Origin of the sequence: Comamonas sp. 23 (assembly GCF_049601575.1) — a bacterium.
Taxonomy (GTDB): domain Bacteria; phylum Pseudomonadota; class Gammaproteobacteria; order Burkholderiales; family Burkholderiaceae_C; genus Comamonas; species Comamonas squillarum.
Window position 1 is genome coordinate 3,289,899 of record NZ_CP187127.1, and the last position, 17,387, is coordinate 3,307,285.

Consider the following 17,387-nt stretch of genomic DNA (forward strand, 5'->3'; position numbering starts at 1 on the left):
CTATCCTTCTTAACCAAGCCCCGATTTTAGGGGTACGAAATGAACATGCTCCAGAACCGTGCGCTGAAATCCATCAGCACTGCGGTCCACCACGAGCAAAACCTGTTGTTGGCCCGGCCCCATCACCGGTGCCACGAGCCGGCCGCCTTCTGCCAGCTGGTCACACCATGCCTGAGGAACCGAATCCCCGCCGGCTGCGGCGATGATCCCGGCGTAAGGCGCGCCCTTTTCAAAGCCCAGCATGCCATCGCCCAGGATCAGGTGCACATTGGCCAGCCGCAAGGGCCGCAGGTTGACCCGCGCCTTTTCATGCAACGCACGCAGCCGCTCAATGGTATACACCTCTTTGGCCATCAGGCTCAGAACCGCGGCCTGGTAGCCGCAGCCCGTGCCAATCTCCAATATACGGCCCAGGCCCATTTTCCCCGCAGGCGATTGCAGCAGCAGCTCGCACATCCGCGCCACCACGCTGGGTTTGGAGATGGTCTGCCCCAATCCTATAGGCAAACTGGTGTCCTCATAGGCCTGAACCGCCAGTGCACTGTCAACAAATTGGTGGCGCAGCACGGAATTCATCACTTTGAGCACCCGGGTGTGCTCCACGCCCGAGGCAGCCAGGCGCTGGACCATGCGCCAGCGCGCCGAGGTGAAATCTACGCTCTCAGGGCCCAGCGACTCGCGCACCGCCATGGGCACGGGCGACAGCTCCGCAGGCAGCCGGGCCCATTGCCGATGCACGCTGCTGGCCTGTGGTTTGGTGCTCACAGGCATGGCACCGCGGGCAGGAAAGCCGGGCTTGCGCAAGGTCACCCTGGCACCTCCAGGTCCTTGCTGCGCAGGCTCGCCGCCGTCTGCGCCCAGTAAGCGAGGCTGTCATGGTCGGTCAAATCCACCTTGAGCGGGGTGATCGCCATATGGCCGGACGCCGCCGCATGGAAGTCGGTGCCCTCGGCGTCATCGAGCGCGAGGCCGGCATTGCCGATCCAGTACATGGTCTCGCCCCGGGGACTGGTCTGGGTGATCACCTTCTCGGCCGAATGCCTGCGCCCCAGACGGCACAGCTTGAGCGGCTTGATCTCGTCAAACGGCAGGTTGGGAATATTGATATTGAGCAGCCAGGGCTTGAGGGTCACCAGCTTGGCCGCTTCGAACTGCTGCACCAACTCACAGGCCTTTTTGGCGGCCGATTCCAGCTCGCCCCAGCCCTTGTCGATCTGCGAGAAGGCCATCGCCGGGATACCGAACAGATAGCCCTCCATCGCCGCGCCGACGGTACCGGAATAGATGGTGTCATCGCCCATATTGGCGCCGTTATTGATGCCGGAGATAACCAAATCGGGCCGATAACCCAATAGACCCGTCAGCGCGATATGCACGCAGTCAGCCGGTGTGCCATTGACATAACGAAAGCCATTGGCAGCGCGCTGCACGTACAGCGGGGAATGCAAGGTCAGCGCATTCGATTTGGCACTGTTGTTGTGTTCTGGTGCCACCACCTCGACATCGGCTACCGCCTGCAATGCGTCATGCAACGCCACGATGCCGGGCGCCTGATAACCATCATCGTTACAAAGCAGTATCTTCATGTCATTGAACCAGTTGCACTGCATTGTAGAGGTGCCAACACAGAACCCGAGCGGAGTGTGGCAGCAAAGCGACCGGCAGGCCGCCCCGGCCCACGGAAATGCGGCATATGCACAGGGCTCAGGCATTGTAAGGAGCGCTGCCGCCCCGCCCCCACGCGACCAGCCCATTGCTACACAAAATTACGATGACATGCCGCTGTCGCTGCCGGAGCCCTCGCTTGGCGCCATGGATGGGGCCTGTGCGCAGACCTCGGTGGTCAACGCCTGCAAGACGGCTGCGGTGCAGCGCAGCAAAGGCGTGGCTTTGCGTTTGGCTGACTGCGCCAGGCACAGGTTGATCATCACCGCAGGCGACTCGATGGGCGCGACCACCAGACGCTCACCCACCACATGCCCGTCGAGCGCACTGCGCGTCAAGGCCGCATAGCCGTAACCGCCGCGCACCAAATCCAAGATGGCCGGCACGCTCGATACCTCCCAGACCACATTGAGCTTGACCTGCGACAGCCTGGCCTGGGCTTCCATCAGCTTGCGAAAGATCTGGCCGTACTGCGGCATGATCAGCGGAAAATCCGACAGATCCTGGAACGCGAGGCTGGTGCGGCCGCCCAGCGCGCAGGCAGGTCCTACCAGACACAGGCGCTCCTGCAAGACCGGGCTGATCTCGATATGCGGATGCGGTTCGGGCGAATAGACCAGACCCAGGTCCATGCGGCCCGAGGCCAGCCACTCGGCCATCTGAACGGAAAAGCCCTCGACGATCGCCACGCGGGCCTTGGGCATTTTGCTGCCGAAAGCATGGATCAGCGGCAGCGTCAGCCGCCTGGCCAGGCTGGGCGGCAGCCCCACCACGATGCGGCCCACCGGCTCATCGCGCTCACAACCCAGGTCCTCCTTGGCCTGGGCCACGTGCTGCAGGATGGCATGGCTGTGCTCCAGCAAGCGCCTTCCGGCCTCCGTCAATGTCACACCGCGCCCGGTGCGGATCAGCAAGGTCTCACGCAATTCGACCTCCAGCGCCCGCACCTGCCGGCTCAGCGCCGGCTGCGCCGTGTCCGACAACATGGCCGCCTTGCTGAAGCTGCCGGTTTCCGCTACCGCCACAAAGGTTTCGATTTGCTGCAAATTCATAGGAATCCCCTTCAATTTGTTAAATTTTAATAATTTTTAGCTATTAGTATGCCATTTTGCTATAGCTGCTAGCTTCGCTGCCACCTAGGACTCTGGGGTCATCTTCCACAGAATGGGTTTCGTCATACAACACAGAAAGCCAGGAGTCCTCAGGATGCAGCACAACCGGATCCATGCCAGCGCAGACCCTGCGTCCACCGGGCGCCCTCCCACCGCTCCCAGCCACACGCCCTGCTTGCACTGACAGGCACACAGCCGCCCTCATGCAGCCCTCACAACTGACGGTTGCGCCCGCTTCACCGGCGCGCGGTACCGCCAGCAGCCGCGCTGACACGGCCACCGGATGCACCAGGCTTCTTCCCGGTCCCTGCCCCTGTTCGCGATGCAATGCACCGACTTCAACCCTTCCCTCAATCCCAAGGAGATCCACCATGGTCGACAAAGCCAACACCGAGTTCTGGCAACACCTCAGCCCCATCGCCAACCCCTTCATGCCCGATGCGCTCCCGGAGGTCTACACGCCCAATGCCGTGCCGGAAGACGAGCGCCTGTATGTGCCGTTCACGGACACCGTGTTCTCCCGCCCCCTGTGGATTTCGCCATCACAAAACAAGTGGTGCGACATCCTGATGGCCAAGAAAGCGGGCCTGGTCAACCGCCACTACCACCCCCATGAAGTCTTTGCCTACACCATCTCGGGCAAATGGGGCTACCTGGAGCATGACTGGACGGCGACCAAGGGCGACTTTGTCTACGAGACCCCCGGCGAAGGCCACACGCTGGTCGCCTTCGACCATCCCGAACCCATGCGGGCCTTCTTCATCGTCAAGGGGCCGCTGATCTGGCTGGACGAACAGGGCAAGCCCGATGGCTACTTTGATGTGCACTCCTACATCGCCATGTGCAAGGCCCACTACGAAAAGGTGGGCCTGGGCGCCGAGGCCGTGGAAAAGCTCTTCCGCTAACGGCTGCAGAGCCTGGAGAACGCCATGAAACCATCCTCCATCCGCGCCTTGTGGACCTATGAGAACCGGCTGCTGCTGATCCTCTTTCTGACCTTCGGATTTGTCTTTTTTGACCGCCTGGCGCTGTCCTTTCTGTTCCCCTTCATGCAAGATGAGCTCGATCTGAGCCAGACCCAGCTGGGCATGATCTCCTCGGCCCTGGCACTGACCTGGGCCCTCTCCGGGGCGATTGCGGGCGCCTGGTCCGATTCGCGCGCCAAGCGCAAGGCCTTGCTGGTGGTGTCCGTGCTGGGCTTTTCCATCTGCTCGGCCTTGTCCGGGCTCGTTGGGGGTTTCATCAGCCTGCTGGTGTTCCGCGCGCTGATGGGCCTGGCAGAAGGGCCGGTGCTGCCCATCGCGCAGTCCCTGATGATCCAAAGCTCCACGCCTTCGCGGCGCGGCCTCAACATGGGCTTGCTGCAGGGCTCGTCGGCCGGTCTGATTGGCGCAATGATCGGGCCACCGGTGGTCATTGGCCTGGCCACACATTTTGGCTGGCGCGTGGCCTTTTATGTCACCGTCATCCCCGGCATGCTGATCGCCCTGTGCATCTGGCGCTGGGTGCATGAACACCCGGGTGGCGCTCCTGCCGCAGACGCCAAGCCAGCGCCGATCAACCGCTGGGCCCTGCTGCGTGAGCGCAATGTGCTGCTGTGCATGCTCATCAGCTGCTTTTTCCTCACCTGGTTCATCATCATCATCTCGTTTGCGCCCACCTTTCTCGTCAAATACCGCGCGTTTTCGCCGGGCGACATGGGCTTGGTGATGACCTGCCTGGGCGCCGCCTGGGTGTTCTGGGGCTTTGCGGTACCCGCCATCTCCGACCGGATCGGACGCAAAACAGCGCTGGCCATCTTTGCACCGATTGCGGCGATGTGCCCTATCGCGCTGATCTATGGGGACTCGGCCGTCGCCTTGGGTGCGGTGGTGTTCTTCACCTATACCGGCCTGGGGTGTTTTACCCTCTTCATGGCAACGGTCCCGGCTGAAACCGTGCCGCCCCAGGTATTGACCGGCGCGCTGGGCCTCATCATGGGCGCGGGCGAGTTGGTGGGCGGCTTTGTGGCCCCCACTGCTGCGGGCCTAGCGGCCGACCATTACGGCCTGCCGGTGACGATGTGGATAGCGGCTGCTGGGGCACTGGTGGCAGGGCTGCTCGCGCTGGGTCTGAAGGAAACCGCCCCGCTGGTGCTGCAGCGCCGTGCCGCTGCGGGAGTTGCAGGAGCTGCGCCATGATGCGCGCGTTGCGCTGGCATGGCGCCCAGGATCTGCGCCTGGAGCAGATCCCCATCCCCCGCCCCGGCCCCCAGCAAGTACGGATTGCGGTGCAGTACTGCGGCATCTGCGGCAGTGATTTGCACGAATACGAATCAGGCCCCCATGCCATCCCGGTCGGCACCGCCCACGCGGTCTCGGGGCGCAGCGCGCCTTTGACGCTGGGCCACGAGTTCTGTGGCACGGTGGTCGAGCTGGGCAGCGAGGTCACCGGCCTACAGGTGGGTGACCGGGTGGCGGTGGAGCCCGAGTACCGCTGCAGCCACTGCGCTTACTGCGGCAGCGGCGCCTACAACCTCTGCGCCGACATGGGTTTTGCCGGGCTGATGGGTGACGGCGGCATGGCCGAGTTTGCCGTAGTGCCCAGCTACATGCTCCATCGCCTGCCCGATGCGGTGACGCTGGAACAGGCCGCTGTGCTGGAGCCCGCTGCCGTCGCGCTGCATGCGCTGCGCCGCAGCCAGTTGGCTGAATGCGCCAGTTGCGCCATCTTCGGGCTGGGCCCCATCGGGCTGCTGCTGGTCACGCTCGCCAAACTGCAAGGAGCGGGCACCATCATTGCGGTGGATGTATCGCCCCAGCGCCTGCACATGGCAAAGCAGGCAGGCGCCAGCCACCTCGTCGATGCCAACGGCCTCACGCCGCGCGAGTTGCGGCACACCATCGCCTCGGCCACTGCCGGCCTGGGCGTAGACACCAGCTTTGAAGCCGCCGGCCTGCAAGCCACGTTCGAAGGCGCATTGCGCGCACTGCGCAAAGGCGGAAACATGGTGATGGTGGGGCTCATGTCCGAGGCGCGGCTCGACGCCTTTGACGCCGTCAACCGTGAGCTGAGCCTGGTGGCCAGCGTCGGCTACCGCGATGTGTACCCGGAATTGATCGGGCGCATCGCGGCCGGCGCCTTCGACCCCAGCGCCATCATCACCCGAACAGTCCCGCTCGAACAGGCGGTCAGTAACGGCTTTGCAGCACTGGTGCAGGACCGGTCCCAGATCAAGATTCTCGTGAGCCCGAGCGCGGGCTGCAACAACCAGCATTAGGAAACACCCAGGATGTCCACCATCGAAGAAAACGTCATTCTCATTACCGGCGGCACCTCCGGCATTGGCGCGAGCACCGCGCTGCACTTTGCCCACGCCGGCGCCTCCGTGCTGGCCCTGGGGCTGGACGCGCAGGGCCTGCATGCGCCGCGCCATCCCCGCATTCAGTGCCTGGAGCTCGATGTCTGTGACAGCGCCAAGCTGAGCCAGACGATCGCCGAGCTGCCCCGGCTCGATGCGCTGGTCAACGCGGCGGGCATCAGCCGCCATGCACAGGAATACCAGCCAGAGGCCTTCTTGCAAGTCATCCACACCAATTTGACGGCCGTGATGCAGGCCTCGATGGCCGCTGCGCCACATCTGCTGCAACGCCAGGGCTGCATCGTCAATGTGGCATCGATGTACAGCTACTTTGGCAGCAAGGACCGCCCCGCCTACAGTGCCAGCAAGGGCGGCATCGTGCAGTTGACGCGCTCGCTGGCCCAAACCTGGGCGCATGAGGGCGTGCGTGTCAATGCGGTCGCTCCCGGCTGGATTGCCACCCCCTTGAGCGAAGGCCTGATGGCCGACCCCAAGGCCTCGGCAGGCATTCTGTCTCGCACCCCCATGCAGCGCTGGGGCCATGCGTCCGAGGTGGCGGCGGTGATCGGTTTTCTGTGCTCACCCGCCGCATCCTTTGTCAACGGCGCCGTCATTCCCGTCGATGGCGGCTACCTGACGGTCTAGTTGTGAAGGTTCAATAGGTTGTATCCGGTGTTCATCCGGGTTGGATTTGAGAGACTGGAAGTCGCCAAACACCCAACCCACTCAGGACAGCCAACCGGATGAACACTCATAAGCATGCCCGACTTACCTTTGCCCGGAGACTGGAGATGGTCAAACAGATGACCTTGCAAGGCCTGGATGCCTCTCAGGCCGGAGCCCTTCAAGGCGTCACCGCACAGACCGCTCGCAAGTGGCTGGGCCGCTACCTCTCGGGCGGCGAAGCAGCCCTGGCCGATGCTTCCTCCAGGCCCATTTGCTCTCCCAAAGCCATCTGCGAGTCCAAGGCCTTACTCATTGTTGAGCTACGCAAACGCCGCATGCTGCAGTCGCGCATTGCCAGCTACGCAGGCGTCTCGGCGTCCACCGTGAGCCGGGTATTGGCCCGTGCGGGCCTGTCTCGACTCAGCGATCTGCAGCCGTCCGAGCCCGTGGTTCGCTATGAGCACGATGCGCCTGGAGACATGCTGCACATCGATACCAAGAAGCTCGGGCGCATCGTTCGGCCCAGCCACCGCGTCACAGGCAATCGGCGCGATTCGGTCGATGGTGCGGGATGGGAGACACTGTTCGTGGCCATTGACGACCACGCACGCATTGCCTTTACCGCTATGCATCCGGACGAGAAAACGCCGCAAGCCGTCGCCTTTCTGCGCAACGCCGTGGCGTACTACGCGGGGCTTGGAGTGAGCATCAAACGCCTGCTGACCGACAACGGTGCGGCATTCCGCTCAAGGGAGTTCGCTGCGGCCTGCAACGCCTTGGGCGTGCAGCACAAGTTCACCAGGCCGTACCGGCCACAGACCAACGGCAAGGCCGAGCGATTCATCCAATCGGCGCTGCGCGAGTGGGCCTATGGTTGGACATACCAGAATTCAGCTGAGCGAGCACAAGCCTTACATCGCTGGCAGCATTACTACAACTGGCACAGGCCTCACAGCGGCATTGGTCGAATTACCCCGATGGCCAGGCTCAAATCTGCAAACAACCTCTTGACAGTTCACATCTAGTCCCAGCGCGCGGGATGGCAGGTAGCACAGGACAGCGGAACGGGGAGTCGGGTAGATCCGCTCCCCGTTCTGCACAGCGCCCCAAGCGCCCTGTCAGCCTGGCATCAGCACTGCTCGAACGCAAACTTTTCGGTATCCACCTCGCGCTGCGAGGCTGGTGCATAACGCTCGCCTTCGATGGCCTCCGGGGCAAACAAGGCGTCGAGCTCGGCCAGCAAGCCGGCATCCAGCCGCACACTGCCGCCACGCAGATTTTCATGCAAATGGTCTATATCGGTGGTACCTGGCAGCGCAACCACATGCTCGCCCTGGTGCAGCACCCAGGCAATGGCCAGTTCGGCCAGGCTGCAGTCCGCGCGCTCGGCAATCGCCTGCATGGGCGCCAGCAGCCGCAGGTTCTTGGCATAGGCCTCGGGCTGGAAACGGGGCATGCCCGCACGGATATCGCCCGGCACCCATTGGGTGCCGGCAGGCAATTTGCCTGACAGAAAAGCCCGGCCCATCGGGCTGAAGGCTACATAGGCAATGCCCAGCTCGCGGCAAGCCTGCAAGCTTCCCAACTCGGCATTGCGTGACCACAGCGAATACTCGCTTTGCAAGGCCGCAATCGGGTGGGTGGCATGGGCGCGCCGCAGCGTCTCCGCCCCGACCTCGGACAGGCCTAGCGCCCGGACCTTGCCCTCTTCCACCAGGCGCGACATCGCGCCCACCGATTCTTCGATCGGCACCCGCCGGTCCCAGCGGTGCAGGTAGTACAGGTCAATGACATCGGTGCCCAGACGCTGCAAGCTGTCTTCGCAATGGCGGCGCAAGGTCTTGGGATGGCCATCAATCACACGGCGCATCACGCCATCATCGCCACGCACGCCCGCCATACCGCACTTGCTCGCCAGCGTAATGCGGTGGCGGTGCGGCTTGAGCACCGGCCCGACCAGCGCTTCATTGGCGCCAAAGCCGTAGAGCGCTGCTGTATCAAACAAGGTGACCCCGGCATCGAGCGCTGCATGCAGCAGCGCCTGGGCCTGCGCCTGCGTGGCCGGGTGGCCATAGGCATGGCTCAGGTTCATGCAACCCAGGGCAACAGGGCCGACCTGGAAGGGGCCAATAAGGCGATCGCTCATCATCTCTCCTGAAAAACCAAAACCGCCTGCGATAAGGTGTGCAGGCGGTTCACGACTGGTCGGGCCGATATTACTGCAGCTGCTGCTCCAAAGCATGCAAAACCTGGTAGCAGGGCAACACCTGGGCGATGCTGGCGCGGGGCTGGCGGCCCTCGCGGATGGCGGCGAAAAACTCGCGGTCCTGCAGCTCGATGCCATTCATCGACACGTCCACCTGCGAGACATCGATGGCCTGACCCTGGCCATCGAGCAACTCGTCATAACGCGCCACATAGGTGCCCGTGTCGCCGATATAGCGAAAGAAAGTACCCAATGGGCCATCGTTGTTGAAAGACAGGCTCAGGGTGCACAGGGCGCCATTGGCCGCCTTGAGCACGATGCCCATGTCCATCGCAATGCCCAGCTCGGGGTGCAGCGGCCCTTGCACGGCATGGGATTGCACGATGGGACTGCCCGCCTGGTGGGCGAACAAATCGACCGTGTGCGCCGCATGGTGCCAGAGCAGATGGTCGGTCCAGCTGCGCGGCTGACCCAAGGCGTTCGTATTGCTGCGGCGGAAAAAGTGGGTCTGCACATCCATTTGCTGGAGCCGGAAGCTGCCCGCCTGCACCTTTTGCTGGATCCATTGGTGGCTGGGATTGAAGCGGCGGGTATGGCCACACATCCCCACCAGGCCACTGGATTTTTGCAGCTCGGCCACCGCCAGCGCGTCTTCCAGCCGGTCGGCGAGCGGAATCTCCACCTGCACATGCTTGCCTGCCAGCAAGCACTGGCGCGCCTGGCTGGCATGCAACTGCGTGGGCGTGCACAGAATCACCGCATCCACCTGCGGCCGCGCCAGGCTGTCCTGCAAGCTGGTGGCCACATGCGCAATGGCATATTGCTCGGCCACCTGCCGCGCCTTGGACAAATCGGGATCGACCAGGGACACAACCTGCACCCCGGGGATATGCGCAATGCCTTCCAGGTGTTTGAGGCCAAAGGCGCCCGCTCCTGCAAGCGCTACGTTGATGGGTCGACGTGTCATGGTGTCCTCCAGGGTGTCTGGGTGCCCAAATCAGCAACTGGGCGATGCGTACCAAAAATCAGAAACATCAGCGTCTCTCAAGCGTTTTCTAGAATCAGGTGACCCACGGCGGTGTTGGAGGCCGGCACATGGTAGAAGCGGTGCTTGACCGTGGGCCGCTTAGCAGGATCGGCCACATCGGCCATCGCGCCACGGGCAATCAGCCACATGACCAGCTCAATCCCCTCGGAGCCCGCCTCTCGCACATAGTCGATATGGGGCACCTTGGCCAAACTGGCGGGGCGGTGGATCAGCTGGTCCAGGAAGCAGTTGTCCCACTCCTGGTTGATCAGACCCGCACGCGTGCCTTGCAGCTGGTGGCTCATGCCACCGGTGCCCCAGATCTGCACATTGAGGTCCGCGTCAAAGCTCTCCACCGCCTTGCGGATCGCATTGCCCAGGCTGAAGCAGCGCTGGCCCGAGGGGACGGGGTACTGCACCACATTGACGGCAAACGGAATGACCGGGCAAGGCCAGGCACCGCCATCGGCGGGCTGCTCTCCGCACATCAGGGACAGCGGCACGGTGAGCCCATGGTCTACATCCATCTTGTTGACGATGGTCAGGTCAAAATCCTGCTGTATCACCGACTGCGCGATATGCGAGGCCAGCTCAGGATGGCCGATCACGTTCGGCACCGGTCGCGGCCCCCAGCCTTCATCGGCTGGCGAGTAGGCCGCACCCGTGCCGATGGCAAAGGTGGGAATCAGGTCCAGGCTGAAGACTGTTGCATGGTCGTTGTAGACCAGAAATATGACGTCGGGCGGGTTCTCGCGCATCCACTGGCGCGAATATTCATAGCCTTGGAAGAGCGGCTGCCAGTAGGCTTGCTGGGTGAGGCCCTGGTCGATGGCCACGCCAATGGCGGGCACATGTGAGGTGAACACCGATGCGCTGATGCGTGCCATATCAGACTCCCTCATGGATGGCGATGCCGCCTGTCGGCTGCGCCGGCGTGCCTGCCGCCTCATGCATGAAGCGGCACCCCTCCACCGAGCGACCACCGGCGATCATCATTGCGCGGTAAGCCTCCTCGCTCATGCCCGTCATCGAGCCGGCCATCTGCTGAAAGCTCTTGCCATCGGTGGCCCCGATCTTGGCCAGAAAATAGATATTTCCGCCTGTGCGTATGCACCAATTCAGGTCGCGGGCCATCACGGCCTGCTTCTGCTCCTCGGTCATATCCCAGCCGTCCAGATAGGCCCGCTCATCGGCCTTGAAACGCGCCCGGTTGTCCGCTTGCATCAACGACATGCAAAACTGGTTGAGCCAATAGCCCTTGCGTGACTGGTCAGCATCAAATACCACGGTGCCCGGCACATCAAGATAGGGTTTTTCTAAAGCCATATTTTTCTTTCCAAGTTGGTCATGGGGTCCTGGCCCGCAGCCCGATGGGCGGATCCGCGTGGAAACATCCTGTGGGCTCATGCCTCCTCTGGCCAATACAGACGCATGGGGTTGTCCACCAGCAACTGGTGGCGCAGCGCAGGCGTGGGGGCGATCTGGGCGATGAAATCCACCAGCAAGCCGTCATCGGGCATGTGGCCCTTCAGATTGGGATGGGGCCAATCGGTGCCCCAGAGCACACGGCTGGGAAAGGCCTCGACCACCCGGCGCGCAAAAGGCATCACATCCTGGTAGGCGCGGCGCTCGCCATGCAGCGCCTGCGGGCCCGTCAGCGACAAGCGCTCCGGGCAGCTGACCTTGCACCAGAGGTTGTCGCTCTCGTGCATCAGCTGCAAAAACATGCCGAACTCCGGCCCATCGGCGGCTTGGCCGACATCGGGGCGCCCCATGTGGTCTACCACGACGGGGGTGGGCAAGCGGCGCAAGAATGGCCACAGCTCAGGCAGGTCCTGCGCTTCAAAATAAACCACCACATGCCAGCCCCAAGCGGCGATGCGCTCGGCAATCTCCTGGAGTTCATCCTGCGGGGTCACATCCACCAGCCGCTTGACAAAGTTAAAGCGCACGCCCCGCACGCCGGCCAGGTGCAGCTCTTGCAGCTCCTGGTCGGTGATGCTGCGCCGCACGGTGGCGACCCCCCGCGCTTTGCCGCCGGATGTCTTGCAGGCATCGACCATGGCCCGGTTGTCCGCACCGTGGCAGGTAGCTTGCACAATCACATTGCGCGAGAAGCCCAGGTGGTCACGCAATGCAAACAGCTGCTGCTTGCTGGCATCACAGGGGGTGTATTTGCGCTCAGCGGCAAAGGGGAACTCCGCAGCCGGCCCAAACACATGGCAGTGCGCATCTACGGCGCCCTCGGGTAACTGCAGCACAGGCTTTGCCGGCCAGGGATGCCAATCCAGCCAGCCGGGGGTTTTGACAGACAAGGACACGATGCAACCCCTTTAGTCGATATAGCGCAGGCCGGATTTGGCCAGCGGCACACGCATCTGGTAGAGATCCAGCCCCAACACGCCAGCGGCCAGCTGGGCACGTTTGGCCGTCTCAAAACGCTCTCGGTCCAGCGCGGTCTCCCAGGTGGCAGGCGCGATGGCGGCAGGCACGCAGACCACACCATCGTCATCGGCCACGATCACATCGCCCGGGGTGACCCACATGCCGGCGCAGACGACCGGGATGTTGACCGAGCCCAGCGTTGCCTTGATCGTGCCCTTGGAGGACACCGTCCGGCTCCAGACGGGGAACCCCATCTCCTGCAAGGCCTTGGTATCGCGCACGCCCGCATCGATGACCAGCGCCCGTGCGCCACGCGCCTGAAAGCTGGTGGCCAGCAGGTCGCCAAAATAGCCATCGCTGCATGGTGAGGTCACGGCCGCCACGACGATGTCGCCAGGCTGGATCTGCTCTGCCGCCACATGCAACATCCAGTTGTCGCCAGGCTGGAGCAGCACCGTCACCGCTGTGCCGGAGACACACTGGCCCGCGGCGATGGGACGCAGCGCTGGCTGGAGCAGGCCGACACGGCCCATGGCCTCATGCACCGTGGCCGAACCCAGAGGGGCCAGGCCATCGGCTGCGGCACGGTCAGCACGCTGGATATGGCGGTAAACAACACCGAGTTCATACATGGAAATGTCCTTGTTGGTGGGTGGCGGGCGCTTCACAGCCCCCGGTGGCGAAGCACGGCATCCAGGCGCGGAAACACGCGGCGCGCATTGCCCTCGTAGACCTGATGTCGCTCTTCGTCGTTGAGATGAGGTGTTGCCTCGATATAGCGCCGGGTGTCGTCGTAGTGGTGGCCGGTTTGCGGATCGATGCCGCGCACCGCCCCCACCATTTCGCTGGCAAACAGAATGTTTTTGGCTGGCAGCACCCGGGTGAGCAAGTCAATGCCGGCCTGGTGGTAGACACAGGTGTCAAAAAACAGGTTGTTGAGCAGGTGCTCCTCGAGCAAGGGCTTGCCCAGCGCCTGCGCCAGCCCCCGAAACCGCCCCCAGTGGTAAGGCGCGGCCCCTCCTCCGTGGGGGATCAGCAGGCGCAGCGTGGGAAAGTCCTGGAACAGCGCACTGTCGAGGCACTGCATAAAGGCCGTTGTGTCGGCATTGAGGTAGTGCGCGCCAGTGGTGTGAAAGCAGGCATTGCAACTGGTGGAGACATGCACCATCGCGGGGATGTCGTACTCCACCATCTTTTCGTAAATCAGGTACCAGGAGCGGTCAGACAGCGGCGGCGCAGTCCAGTGCCCACCGGAGGGATCAGGGTTGAGGTTGATCGCCACATTGCCGTATTGCTCGACACAGCGCACCAGCTCGGTGATGCAGGTGCGGGGATCGACACCCGGGGACTGGGGCAGCATCGCGGCCGGCACAAAGTGGTCGGGGAACAGCTCGCTCACGCGAAAGCACAGCTCATTGCAGACCTCGGCCCAGGCGCTCGATGTCTCGAAATCGCCGATATGGTGGGCCATGAAGCTGGCGCGCGGGCTGAAGACGGTCAGGTCCAGCCCCCGCTGGCGCATCAGCTGGAGTTGGTTGCACTCGATGGTCTCGCGAATCTCGTCATCGCTGATGCGCAAATCTGCGGCCCGAGGCGTCAGGCGTGGGTCCTTGAGGCCAGCCATCTGCAGGTCGCGCCACTGGCCCAAGCCAGCAGGTGCGGTTGTGTAATGCCCATGTACATCAATAATCATGCGGTGCTCCTCCCTGTTTGTTCTCTTTGGTAGCGCTTGCAGCCAAACGTGGCTTTGTATGGCCCAGCGTTACACGGGCCCTGCCCAGATGGCGCTGGGCACCATCACCTCGCCGCGCATCAGCACCCGCGCTGTGCGCAGCAAGGCCACCTGGGGCGGCGCATCGGCCTGCGCCACGCCCTGCTTGAGCTTGACGCTCAACACGCCGGAGGGATGCTCGATGGCGACCGTATCGGCATCGGCACCGCTGGCCCGCCGGGCCCATCCGTCACAGACGGAGCCTGGCAGCTCAACGGCCGTGCCCACCGTGACCGCGGCCAGCACGCCAATGCTTTCGTGGCACACATGGGGGATAAAGCTGCGCGTGCTGATCGCACCGCCATGCCGGGGCGGCGCCACCAGGGTCATCTTGGGGTAGTTTTTGGCAGAGACGTCACCCAGACCCATGGCCTTCGCGGCCTGCAGGCGCAGCGCCTCCAGCCGGCGCCGAAGATGGTGGTGGGCATCGAGCTGGGCAACGGTCTCATAGCCGCTGGCACCCATATCCTTTGCTTTGACCATCACCAACGGCATGCCGTTGTCGATGCAGGTCACCTCCACGCTGAATGGCGCAAAGCCCTCTCCTGCCACGTCCATGCGCTCGCGCGCCTTGCCGGTGGGCAGCAGGCTCTTGCAGACCGACCCCGCTGTTTCCTGAAAACAGATCTCGATCGGCGCAGCGCTGCCCGGCACGCCATCGATGCGGGCGTCTCCGCCATCTGCCAGCTGGCCGCCAGATAGCGGCAGCGTGATATCGGCCAGCATGCCGGTGTTGCGGGCCAACACGCGAAAGCTGGCACGCTCACCTTGGGCCTGCACCATGCCCGAGGCCAGCGCAAAGGGCACCGCCGCGGCCAGCATATTGCCGCAGTTGGGGCGGGTATCGACCGTGCCCATGTCCGGCTGCACCTGGGCAAACAGAAACTCCAGATCCACCCCAGCTTGCGCCGAGCGGCTGACAATGCCGATCTTGCTGGTCAGCGCATGCCCGCCGCCAATGCCGTCGATCTGCCGGCGGTCGGGTGAGCCCATTGCGGCCAACAGCACCCGGTCCCGCGTGGCCGTATCCTGGGGCAAATGGGCGGCATTGAAGAATGGCCCTTTGGACGTGCCGCCCCGCATCAGCAGGCAAGGAATCGCTGTTGGCATGGAATGCTCCCCGTGTTCTGTTGGCATCCATTCTGGGGACAGACACCACAAAGAGCCACGGGCACAGCGGCCTAGCAGCTATACCCTGCTGGCATATCTGCGCCGCACAGGCAACGCACAGGCGCGCCTCGTCCTACGGCAGATGGCATCGGCTGCTGTCAGGCCTTCACCCGCCTCTGTCCTAGCATGGGGCATGCTGATTAAGAGAGCTACCCCCAAAGTTTCTAGGAAAGCGGCCGCCGCGCTGGCGAGCCTGTGTATCGCTGCCACGGCCTCTGCGATGAGCGATGAGGAGGTCCGCGCTGAAACCGACCGCATTGCGGCCCAGTACCGCACGGCCATCGCCCATTGCCAGACGCTGCAGGGCAACGACAAGCACATCTGCATAGAGGATGCCAAAGGCAGCCAGCGCGTGGCCCAGGCCGAGCGCGATGCCAAAGTGCTGGGCGACGCCGGCCACAGTTACCAGGTGCGTGTGGCCAGAGCCGAAGCAGACTACCGCGTTGCCAACGAGCGCTGCAATGAGATGCGCGGTGATGCCGTCGGCATCTGCAAAAAAGACGCCGAGGCGACCTATCGCAAAGCCCAGCAAGATGCCCAGGTCAAACGCGTGGAGGCGCCCCCTGCCATGTCCACTGACCGTCCCTTGACTCCGCTGGCGCCTGCCCGCAGCGACTTGCCCCTCGCAAACCCGCCGCGTTGATGCCGCATGGCGCGGCGCCGGTGGACATGGCGCAAAAAAACCTGCGCTGACCCGATGCGGTCAGCGCAGGTTTTCTCGCATGCACAAAGGGCCGGCGCCGCCAGCCCCAAAATTTGGCGATCAGCGACGGCAGGCTGCGTAGCCCAGCACCACACCAATGGCCAATGCTGCGCCTGCAATGTGCCAGGGCTCGTCATGCGCATATTTGTCAGTGCAGGCGGCGGTGTGCTTGGTTTGCGCAATGGCGCGGGCTGCGGAATCGCGGGCCATGCCCATGCCCTCGTCCATGCGCTCGCGAATGCGCTTGATCTCGGGGATCGCATCGAGCTCCTTGACCGACAGCAGTGCACGCACATCGCCCACCAACTGGTCGACATCCCCCTTCACATCGGAGAGGCTGACTTGTCGCTTCTTGAAAAACATGTTCTTTCCTTTCTTGTACCAAGCCCAAAATGTGCTCTAGCTCATACCTTATCCAAAGACAAACTAGCGCCATGTAGGAAAGCCGCCCGCATCGGCGTGCAAGGGTTCTGCTATCAGCGGTGGCAGAACAAAACCATGCTTTGGCGCACAAGCGCTGCCCCCGCTTTTCCTACACACAAGCCTTGCCTTGCAGGCCACCATGGGCGCTGAGCCCCATGAACCCTGGAGGATGTATGCCAGACCAAGCCCCCGAGAAAACCAACCCGCCCGCGAGCGACGAGACCAAGATCAACACCACCCGCAAGCAGCAGCCCCATGACACCGGCTCGCAGGCCAAGATGCCCCATGAAAAAGACCAGTCCGTGGGGGAGACCAGCCCAGAGCCCTCGCCCGAGATGGAGCAAGCCCATACAGATCTCAAGCGCGGTCTGATCGATACCGATGCGCGTGCCCCCGACGGCCGGCCCAAAGCAAGCAAACCATCGGCCACTTGAGGCATTTCATCGCCGCAGACATCAGCGGTACAGCATTCGAAAACCCTATTTGGGGGCAAATGATTTATTTTGTAACATCATCAAATATACAAATGCATCTATAGGATAAATCTTGCTTTCGTACTAAGCTGTCCGCGTTGGAGCCCGTCCATGTGGCACCGACAGGAAGGTTTGCCGTGTCGCAACGAAAGCAGGAGGATGCTGCCACAGGCGATTACCTGGAACAGCTCAAAGCCGAAGGTGCCAGTCTTTTGATGCAGAACCCACAGGAAGGTACGCCCGAGCACGCCAAGATGATGCTGATTGACGCCAAGATTGACCAACTCACCAGCCCCATTACCGTCCCGAACTGGAAGGAAACAGGTTTGTGAACCGCAGCCCGCTGATCCAGCGGGTTTTTTGTTGCCCGGCGCAACCGCTGCGCCGGGGGCCGCACGGCAGCGAACTTGGAGCCGCTAACACGACCCAGCAAACCGAGGTTTGCG

At 63.0% G+C, this 17,387-nt stretch carries 20 protein-coding genes; 8 read left to right on the forward strand and 12 right to left on the reverse strand.

Annotated features, from left to right (window positions below):
* Positions 1-9 precede the first annotated feature (9 nt).
* The 3 genes from ACPEE1_RS14940 to ACPEE1_RS14950 all read right to left on the reverse strand — a co-directional run bounded on the left by ACPEE1_RS14940 (position 10) and on the right by ACPEE1_RS14950 (position 2,717).
* Positions 10-810, reverse strand: coding sequence for a protein-L-isoaspartate(D-aspartate) O-methyltransferase (locus tag ACPEE1_RS14940; protein WP_409935145.1), 801 nt, complete (start codon positions 808-810; stop codon positions 10-12).
* Positions 807-1,586 carry a 5'/3'-nucleotidase SurE gene (gene surE / locus ACPEE1_RS14945; protein WP_116925287.1) on the reverse strand — a complete coding sequence of 260 codons (780 nt, stop codon included), beginning with the start codon at positions 1,584-1,586 and terminating at the stop codon, positions 807-809. Before surE ends, ACPEE1_RS14940 begins: the two co-directional genes overlap by 4 nt.
* 180 nt (positions 1,587-1,766) lie before the next feature.
* Positions 1,767-2,717, reverse strand: coding sequence for a LysR family transcriptional regulator (locus ACPEE1_RS14950; protein ID WP_116925218.1), 951 nt, complete (start codon positions 2,715-2,717; stop codon positions 1,767-1,769).
* Positions 2,718-3,148: 431 nt separating this feature from the next.
* Between ACPEE1_RS14950 and ACPEE1_RS14955 the strand changes: the two genes are divergently transcribed.
* The 5 genes from ACPEE1_RS14955 to ACPEE1_RS14975 all read left to right on the forward strand — a co-directional run bounded on the left by ACPEE1_RS14955 (position 3,149) and on the right by ACPEE1_RS14975 (position 7,808).
* Complete coding sequence (locus ACPEE1_RS14955; RefSeq protein WP_116925217.1) at positions 3,149-3,682, forward strand: 2,4'-dihydroxyacetophenone dioxygenase family protein; 534 nt, start codon at positions 3,149-3,151, stop codon at positions 3,680-3,682.
* Positions 3,683-3,706: 24 nt separating this feature from the next.
* Complete coding sequence (locus tag ACPEE1_RS14960; RefSeq protein ID WP_423933565.1) at positions 3,707-4,957, forward strand: MFS transporter; 1,251 nt, start codon at positions 3,707-3,709, stop codon at positions 4,955-4,957.
* Positions 4,957-6,036 (forward strand): 2,3-butanediol dehydrogenase, encoded by a 1,080-nt coding sequence (locus ACPEE1_RS14965; RefSeq protein WP_423936454.1) that lies wholly within the window; start codon positions 4,957-4,959, stop codon positions 6,034-6,036. Before ACPEE1_RS14960 ends, ACPEE1_RS14965 begins: the two co-directional genes overlap by 1 nt.
* Positions 6,037-6,048: 12 nt before the next feature.
* Positions 6,049-6,762 (forward strand): SDR family NAD(P)-dependent oxidoreductase, encoded by a 714-nt coding sequence (locus tag ACPEE1_RS14970; RefSeq protein WP_116925215.1) that lies wholly within the window; start codon positions 6,049-6,051, stop codon positions 6,760-6,762.
* Positions 6,763-6,860: 98 nt separating this feature from the next.
* Complete coding sequence (locus ACPEE1_RS14975) at positions 6,861-7,808, forward strand: IS481 family transposase (RefSeq protein WP_423933434.1); 948 nt, start codon at positions 6,861-6,863, stop codon at positions 7,806-7,808.
* A gap of 104 nt (positions 7,809-7,912) precedes the next feature.
* Here the strand turns inward: ACPEE1_RS14975 and ACPEE1_RS14980 are convergent, their stop codons facing one another.
* The 8 genes from ACPEE1_RS14980 to ACPEE1_RS15015 form a co-directional block, all read right to left on the reverse strand.
* Positions 7,913-8,929: an aldo/keto reductase gene (locus tag ACPEE1_RS14980; RefSeq protein WP_260719311.1), complete on the reverse strand. Its 1,017-nt coding sequence runs from the start codon at positions 8,927-8,929 to the stop codon at positions 7,913-7,915.
* A gap of 70 nt (positions 8,930-8,999) precedes the next feature.
* Positions 9,000-9,956 carry a Gfo/Idh/MocA family oxidoreductase gene (locus ACPEE1_RS14985; protein ID WP_423933568.1) on the reverse strand — a complete coding sequence of 319 codons (957 nt, stop codon included), beginning with the start codon at positions 9,954-9,956 and terminating at the stop codon, positions 9,000-9,002.
* Between the two features lie 77 nt (positions 9,957-10,033).
* A complete protein-coding gene (locus tag ACPEE1_RS14990) occupies positions 10,034-10,903 on the reverse strand; it encodes a class III extradiol dioxygenase subunit beta (RefSeq protein ID WP_423933571.1) in 870 nt (289 codons plus the stop codon).
* A gap of 1 nt (position 10,904) precedes the next feature.
* On the reverse strand, positions 10,905-11,342 hold the full coding sequence (gene ligA / locus ACPEE1_RS14995; protein WP_260720256.1) for a protocatechuate 4,5-dioxygenase subunit alpha: 438 nt from the start codon (positions 11,340-11,342) through the stop codon (positions 10,905-10,907).
* A gap of 77 nt (positions 11,343-11,419) precedes the next feature.
* A complete protein-coding gene (locus ACPEE1_RS15000; RefSeq protein ID WP_423933573.1) occupies positions 11,420-12,337 on the reverse strand; it encodes an amidohydrolase family protein in 918 nt (305 codons plus the stop codon).
* A 12-nt stretch (positions 12,338-12,349) separates the two neighbouring features.
* The gene (gene ligK / locus ACPEE1_RS15005; protein WP_260719310.1) at positions 12,350-13,033 is read right to left on the reverse strand and encodes a 4-carboxy-4-hydroxy-2-oxoadipate aldolase/oxaloacetate decarboxylase; all 684 of its coding nucleotides are present in this window, start codon (positions 13,031-13,033) and stop codon (positions 12,350-12,352) included.
* A gap of 32 nt (positions 13,034-13,065) precedes the next feature.
* Entirely contained in the window at positions 13,066-14,094 is a 1,029-nt protein-coding gene (locus tag ACPEE1_RS15010; protein ID WP_423933576.1) for an amidohydrolase family protein, read from the reverse strand.
* Positions 14,095-14,163: 69 nt separating this feature from the next.
* Positions 14,164-15,282 carry a 4-oxalomesaconate tautomerase gene (locus ACPEE1_RS15015; protein WP_423933579.1) on the reverse strand — a complete coding sequence of 373 codons (1,119 nt, stop codon included), beginning with the start codon at positions 15,280-15,282 and terminating at the stop codon, positions 14,164-14,166.
* Positions 15,283-15,562: 280 nt separating this feature from the next.
* On the opposite strand from ACPEE1_RS15015, the gene ACPEE1_RS15020 reads away from it, so the two are divergent.
* Positions 15,563-15,985, forward strand: a complete 423-nt coding sequence (locus ACPEE1_RS15020; RefSeq protein WP_423933581.1) for a hypothetical protein — start codon at positions 15,563-15,565, stop codon at positions 15,983-15,985.
* Between the two features lie 120 nt (positions 15,986-16,105).
* Here ACPEE1_RS15020 and ACPEE1_RS15025 read toward each other — a convergent pair whose 3' ends face one another.
* Positions 16,106-16,408 carry a DUF883 family protein gene (locus tag ACPEE1_RS15025; protein ID WP_116925207.1) on the reverse strand — a complete coding sequence of 101 codons (303 nt, stop codon included), beginning with the start codon at positions 16,406-16,408 and terminating at the stop codon, positions 16,106-16,108.
* Positions 16,409-16,641: 233 nt separating this feature from the next.
* On the opposite strand from ACPEE1_RS15025, the gene ACPEE1_RS15030 reads away from it, so the two are divergent.
* Complete coding sequence (locus ACPEE1_RS15030; RefSeq protein WP_232539609.1) at positions 16,642-16,902, forward strand: hypothetical protein; 261 nt, start codon at positions 16,642-16,644, stop codon at positions 16,900-16,902.
* A gap of 176 nt (positions 16,903-17,078) precedes the next feature.
* Positions 17,079-17,273, forward strand: a complete 195-nt coding sequence (locus tag ACPEE1_RS15035) for a hypothetical protein (RefSeq protein ID WP_133248088.1) — start codon at positions 17,079-17,081, stop codon at positions 17,271-17,273.
* The last annotated feature ends 114 nt before the right edge of the window (positions 17,274-17,387 follow it).

What these genes read in the sequence shown, in the direction of transcription:
- ACPEE1_RS15025 (WP_116925207.1), bottom strand. Translation starts at nt 16,408, where the DNA reads ATGTTTTTCAAGAAGCGACAAGTCAGCCTCTCCGATGTGAAGGGGGAT.
- ACPEE1_RS15010 (WP_423933576.1), bottom strand. Translation starts at nt 14,094, where the DNA reads ATGATTATTGATGTACATGGGCATTACACAACCGCACCTGCTGGCTTG.
- ACPEE1_RS14975 (WP_423933434.1), top strand. Translation starts at nt 6,861, where the DNA reads ATGAACACTCATAAGCATGCCCGACTTACCTTTGCCCGGAGACTGGAG.
- ACPEE1_RS14955 (WP_116925217.1), top strand. Translation starts at nt 3,149, where the DNA reads ATGGTCGACAAAGCCAACACCGAGTTCTGGCAACACCTCAGCCCCATC.
- ACPEE1_RS14985 (WP_423933568.1), bottom strand. Translation starts at nt 9,956, where the DNA reads ATGACACGTCGACCCATCAACGTAGCGCTTGCAGGAGCGGGCGCCTTT.
- ACPEE1_RS14960 (WP_423933565.1), top strand. Translation starts at nt 3,707, where the DNA reads ATGAAACCATCCTCCATCCGCGCCTTGTGGACCTATGAGAACCGGCTG.
- surE (WP_116925287.1), bottom strand. Translation starts at nt 1,586, where the DNA reads ATGAAGATACTGCTTTGTAACGATGATGGTTATCAGGCGCCCGGCATC.
- ACPEE1_RS14970 (WP_116925215.1), top strand. Translation starts at nt 6,049, where the DNA reads ATGTCCACCATCGAAGAAAACGTCATTCTCATTACCGGCGGCACCTCC.
- ACPEE1_RS15030 (WP_232539609.1), top strand. Translation starts at nt 16,642, where the DNA reads ATGCCAGACCAAGCCCCCGAGAAAACCAACCCGCCCGCGAGCGACGAG.
- ligK (WP_260719310.1), bottom strand. Translation starts at nt 13,033, where the DNA reads ATGTATGAACTCGGTGTTGTTTACCGCCATATCCAGCGTGCTGACCGT.
- ACPEE1_RS15020 (WP_423933581.1), top strand. Translation starts at nt 15,563, where the DNA reads ATGAGCGATGAGGAGGTCCGCGCTGAAACCGACCGCATTGCGGCCCAG.
- ACPEE1_RS14990 (WP_423933571.1), bottom strand. Translation starts at nt 10,903, where the DNA reads ATGGCACGCATCAGCGCATCGGTGTTCACCTCACATGTGCCCGCCATT.
- ACPEE1_RS14950 (WP_116925218.1), bottom strand. Translation starts at nt 2,717, where the DNA reads ATGAATTTGCAGCAAATCGAAACCTTTGTGGCGGTAGCGGAAACCGGC.
- ACPEE1_RS15015 (WP_423933579.1), bottom strand. Translation starts at nt 15,282, where the DNA reads ATGCCAACAGCGATTCCTTGCCTGCTGATGCGGGGCGGCACGTCCAAA.
- ACPEE1_RS14965 (WP_423936454.1), top strand. Translation starts at nt 4,957, where the DNA reads ATGCGCGCGTTGCGCTGGCATGGCGCCCAGGATCTGCGCCTGGAGCAG.
- ligA (WP_260720256.1), bottom strand. Translation starts at nt 11,342, where the DNA reads ATGGCTTTAGAAAAACCCTATCTTGATGTGCCGGGCACCGTGGTATTT.
- ACPEE1_RS14980 (WP_260719311.1), bottom strand. Translation starts at nt 8,929, where the DNA reads ATGAGCGATCGCCTTATTGGCCCCTTCCAGGTCGGCCCTGTTGCCCTG.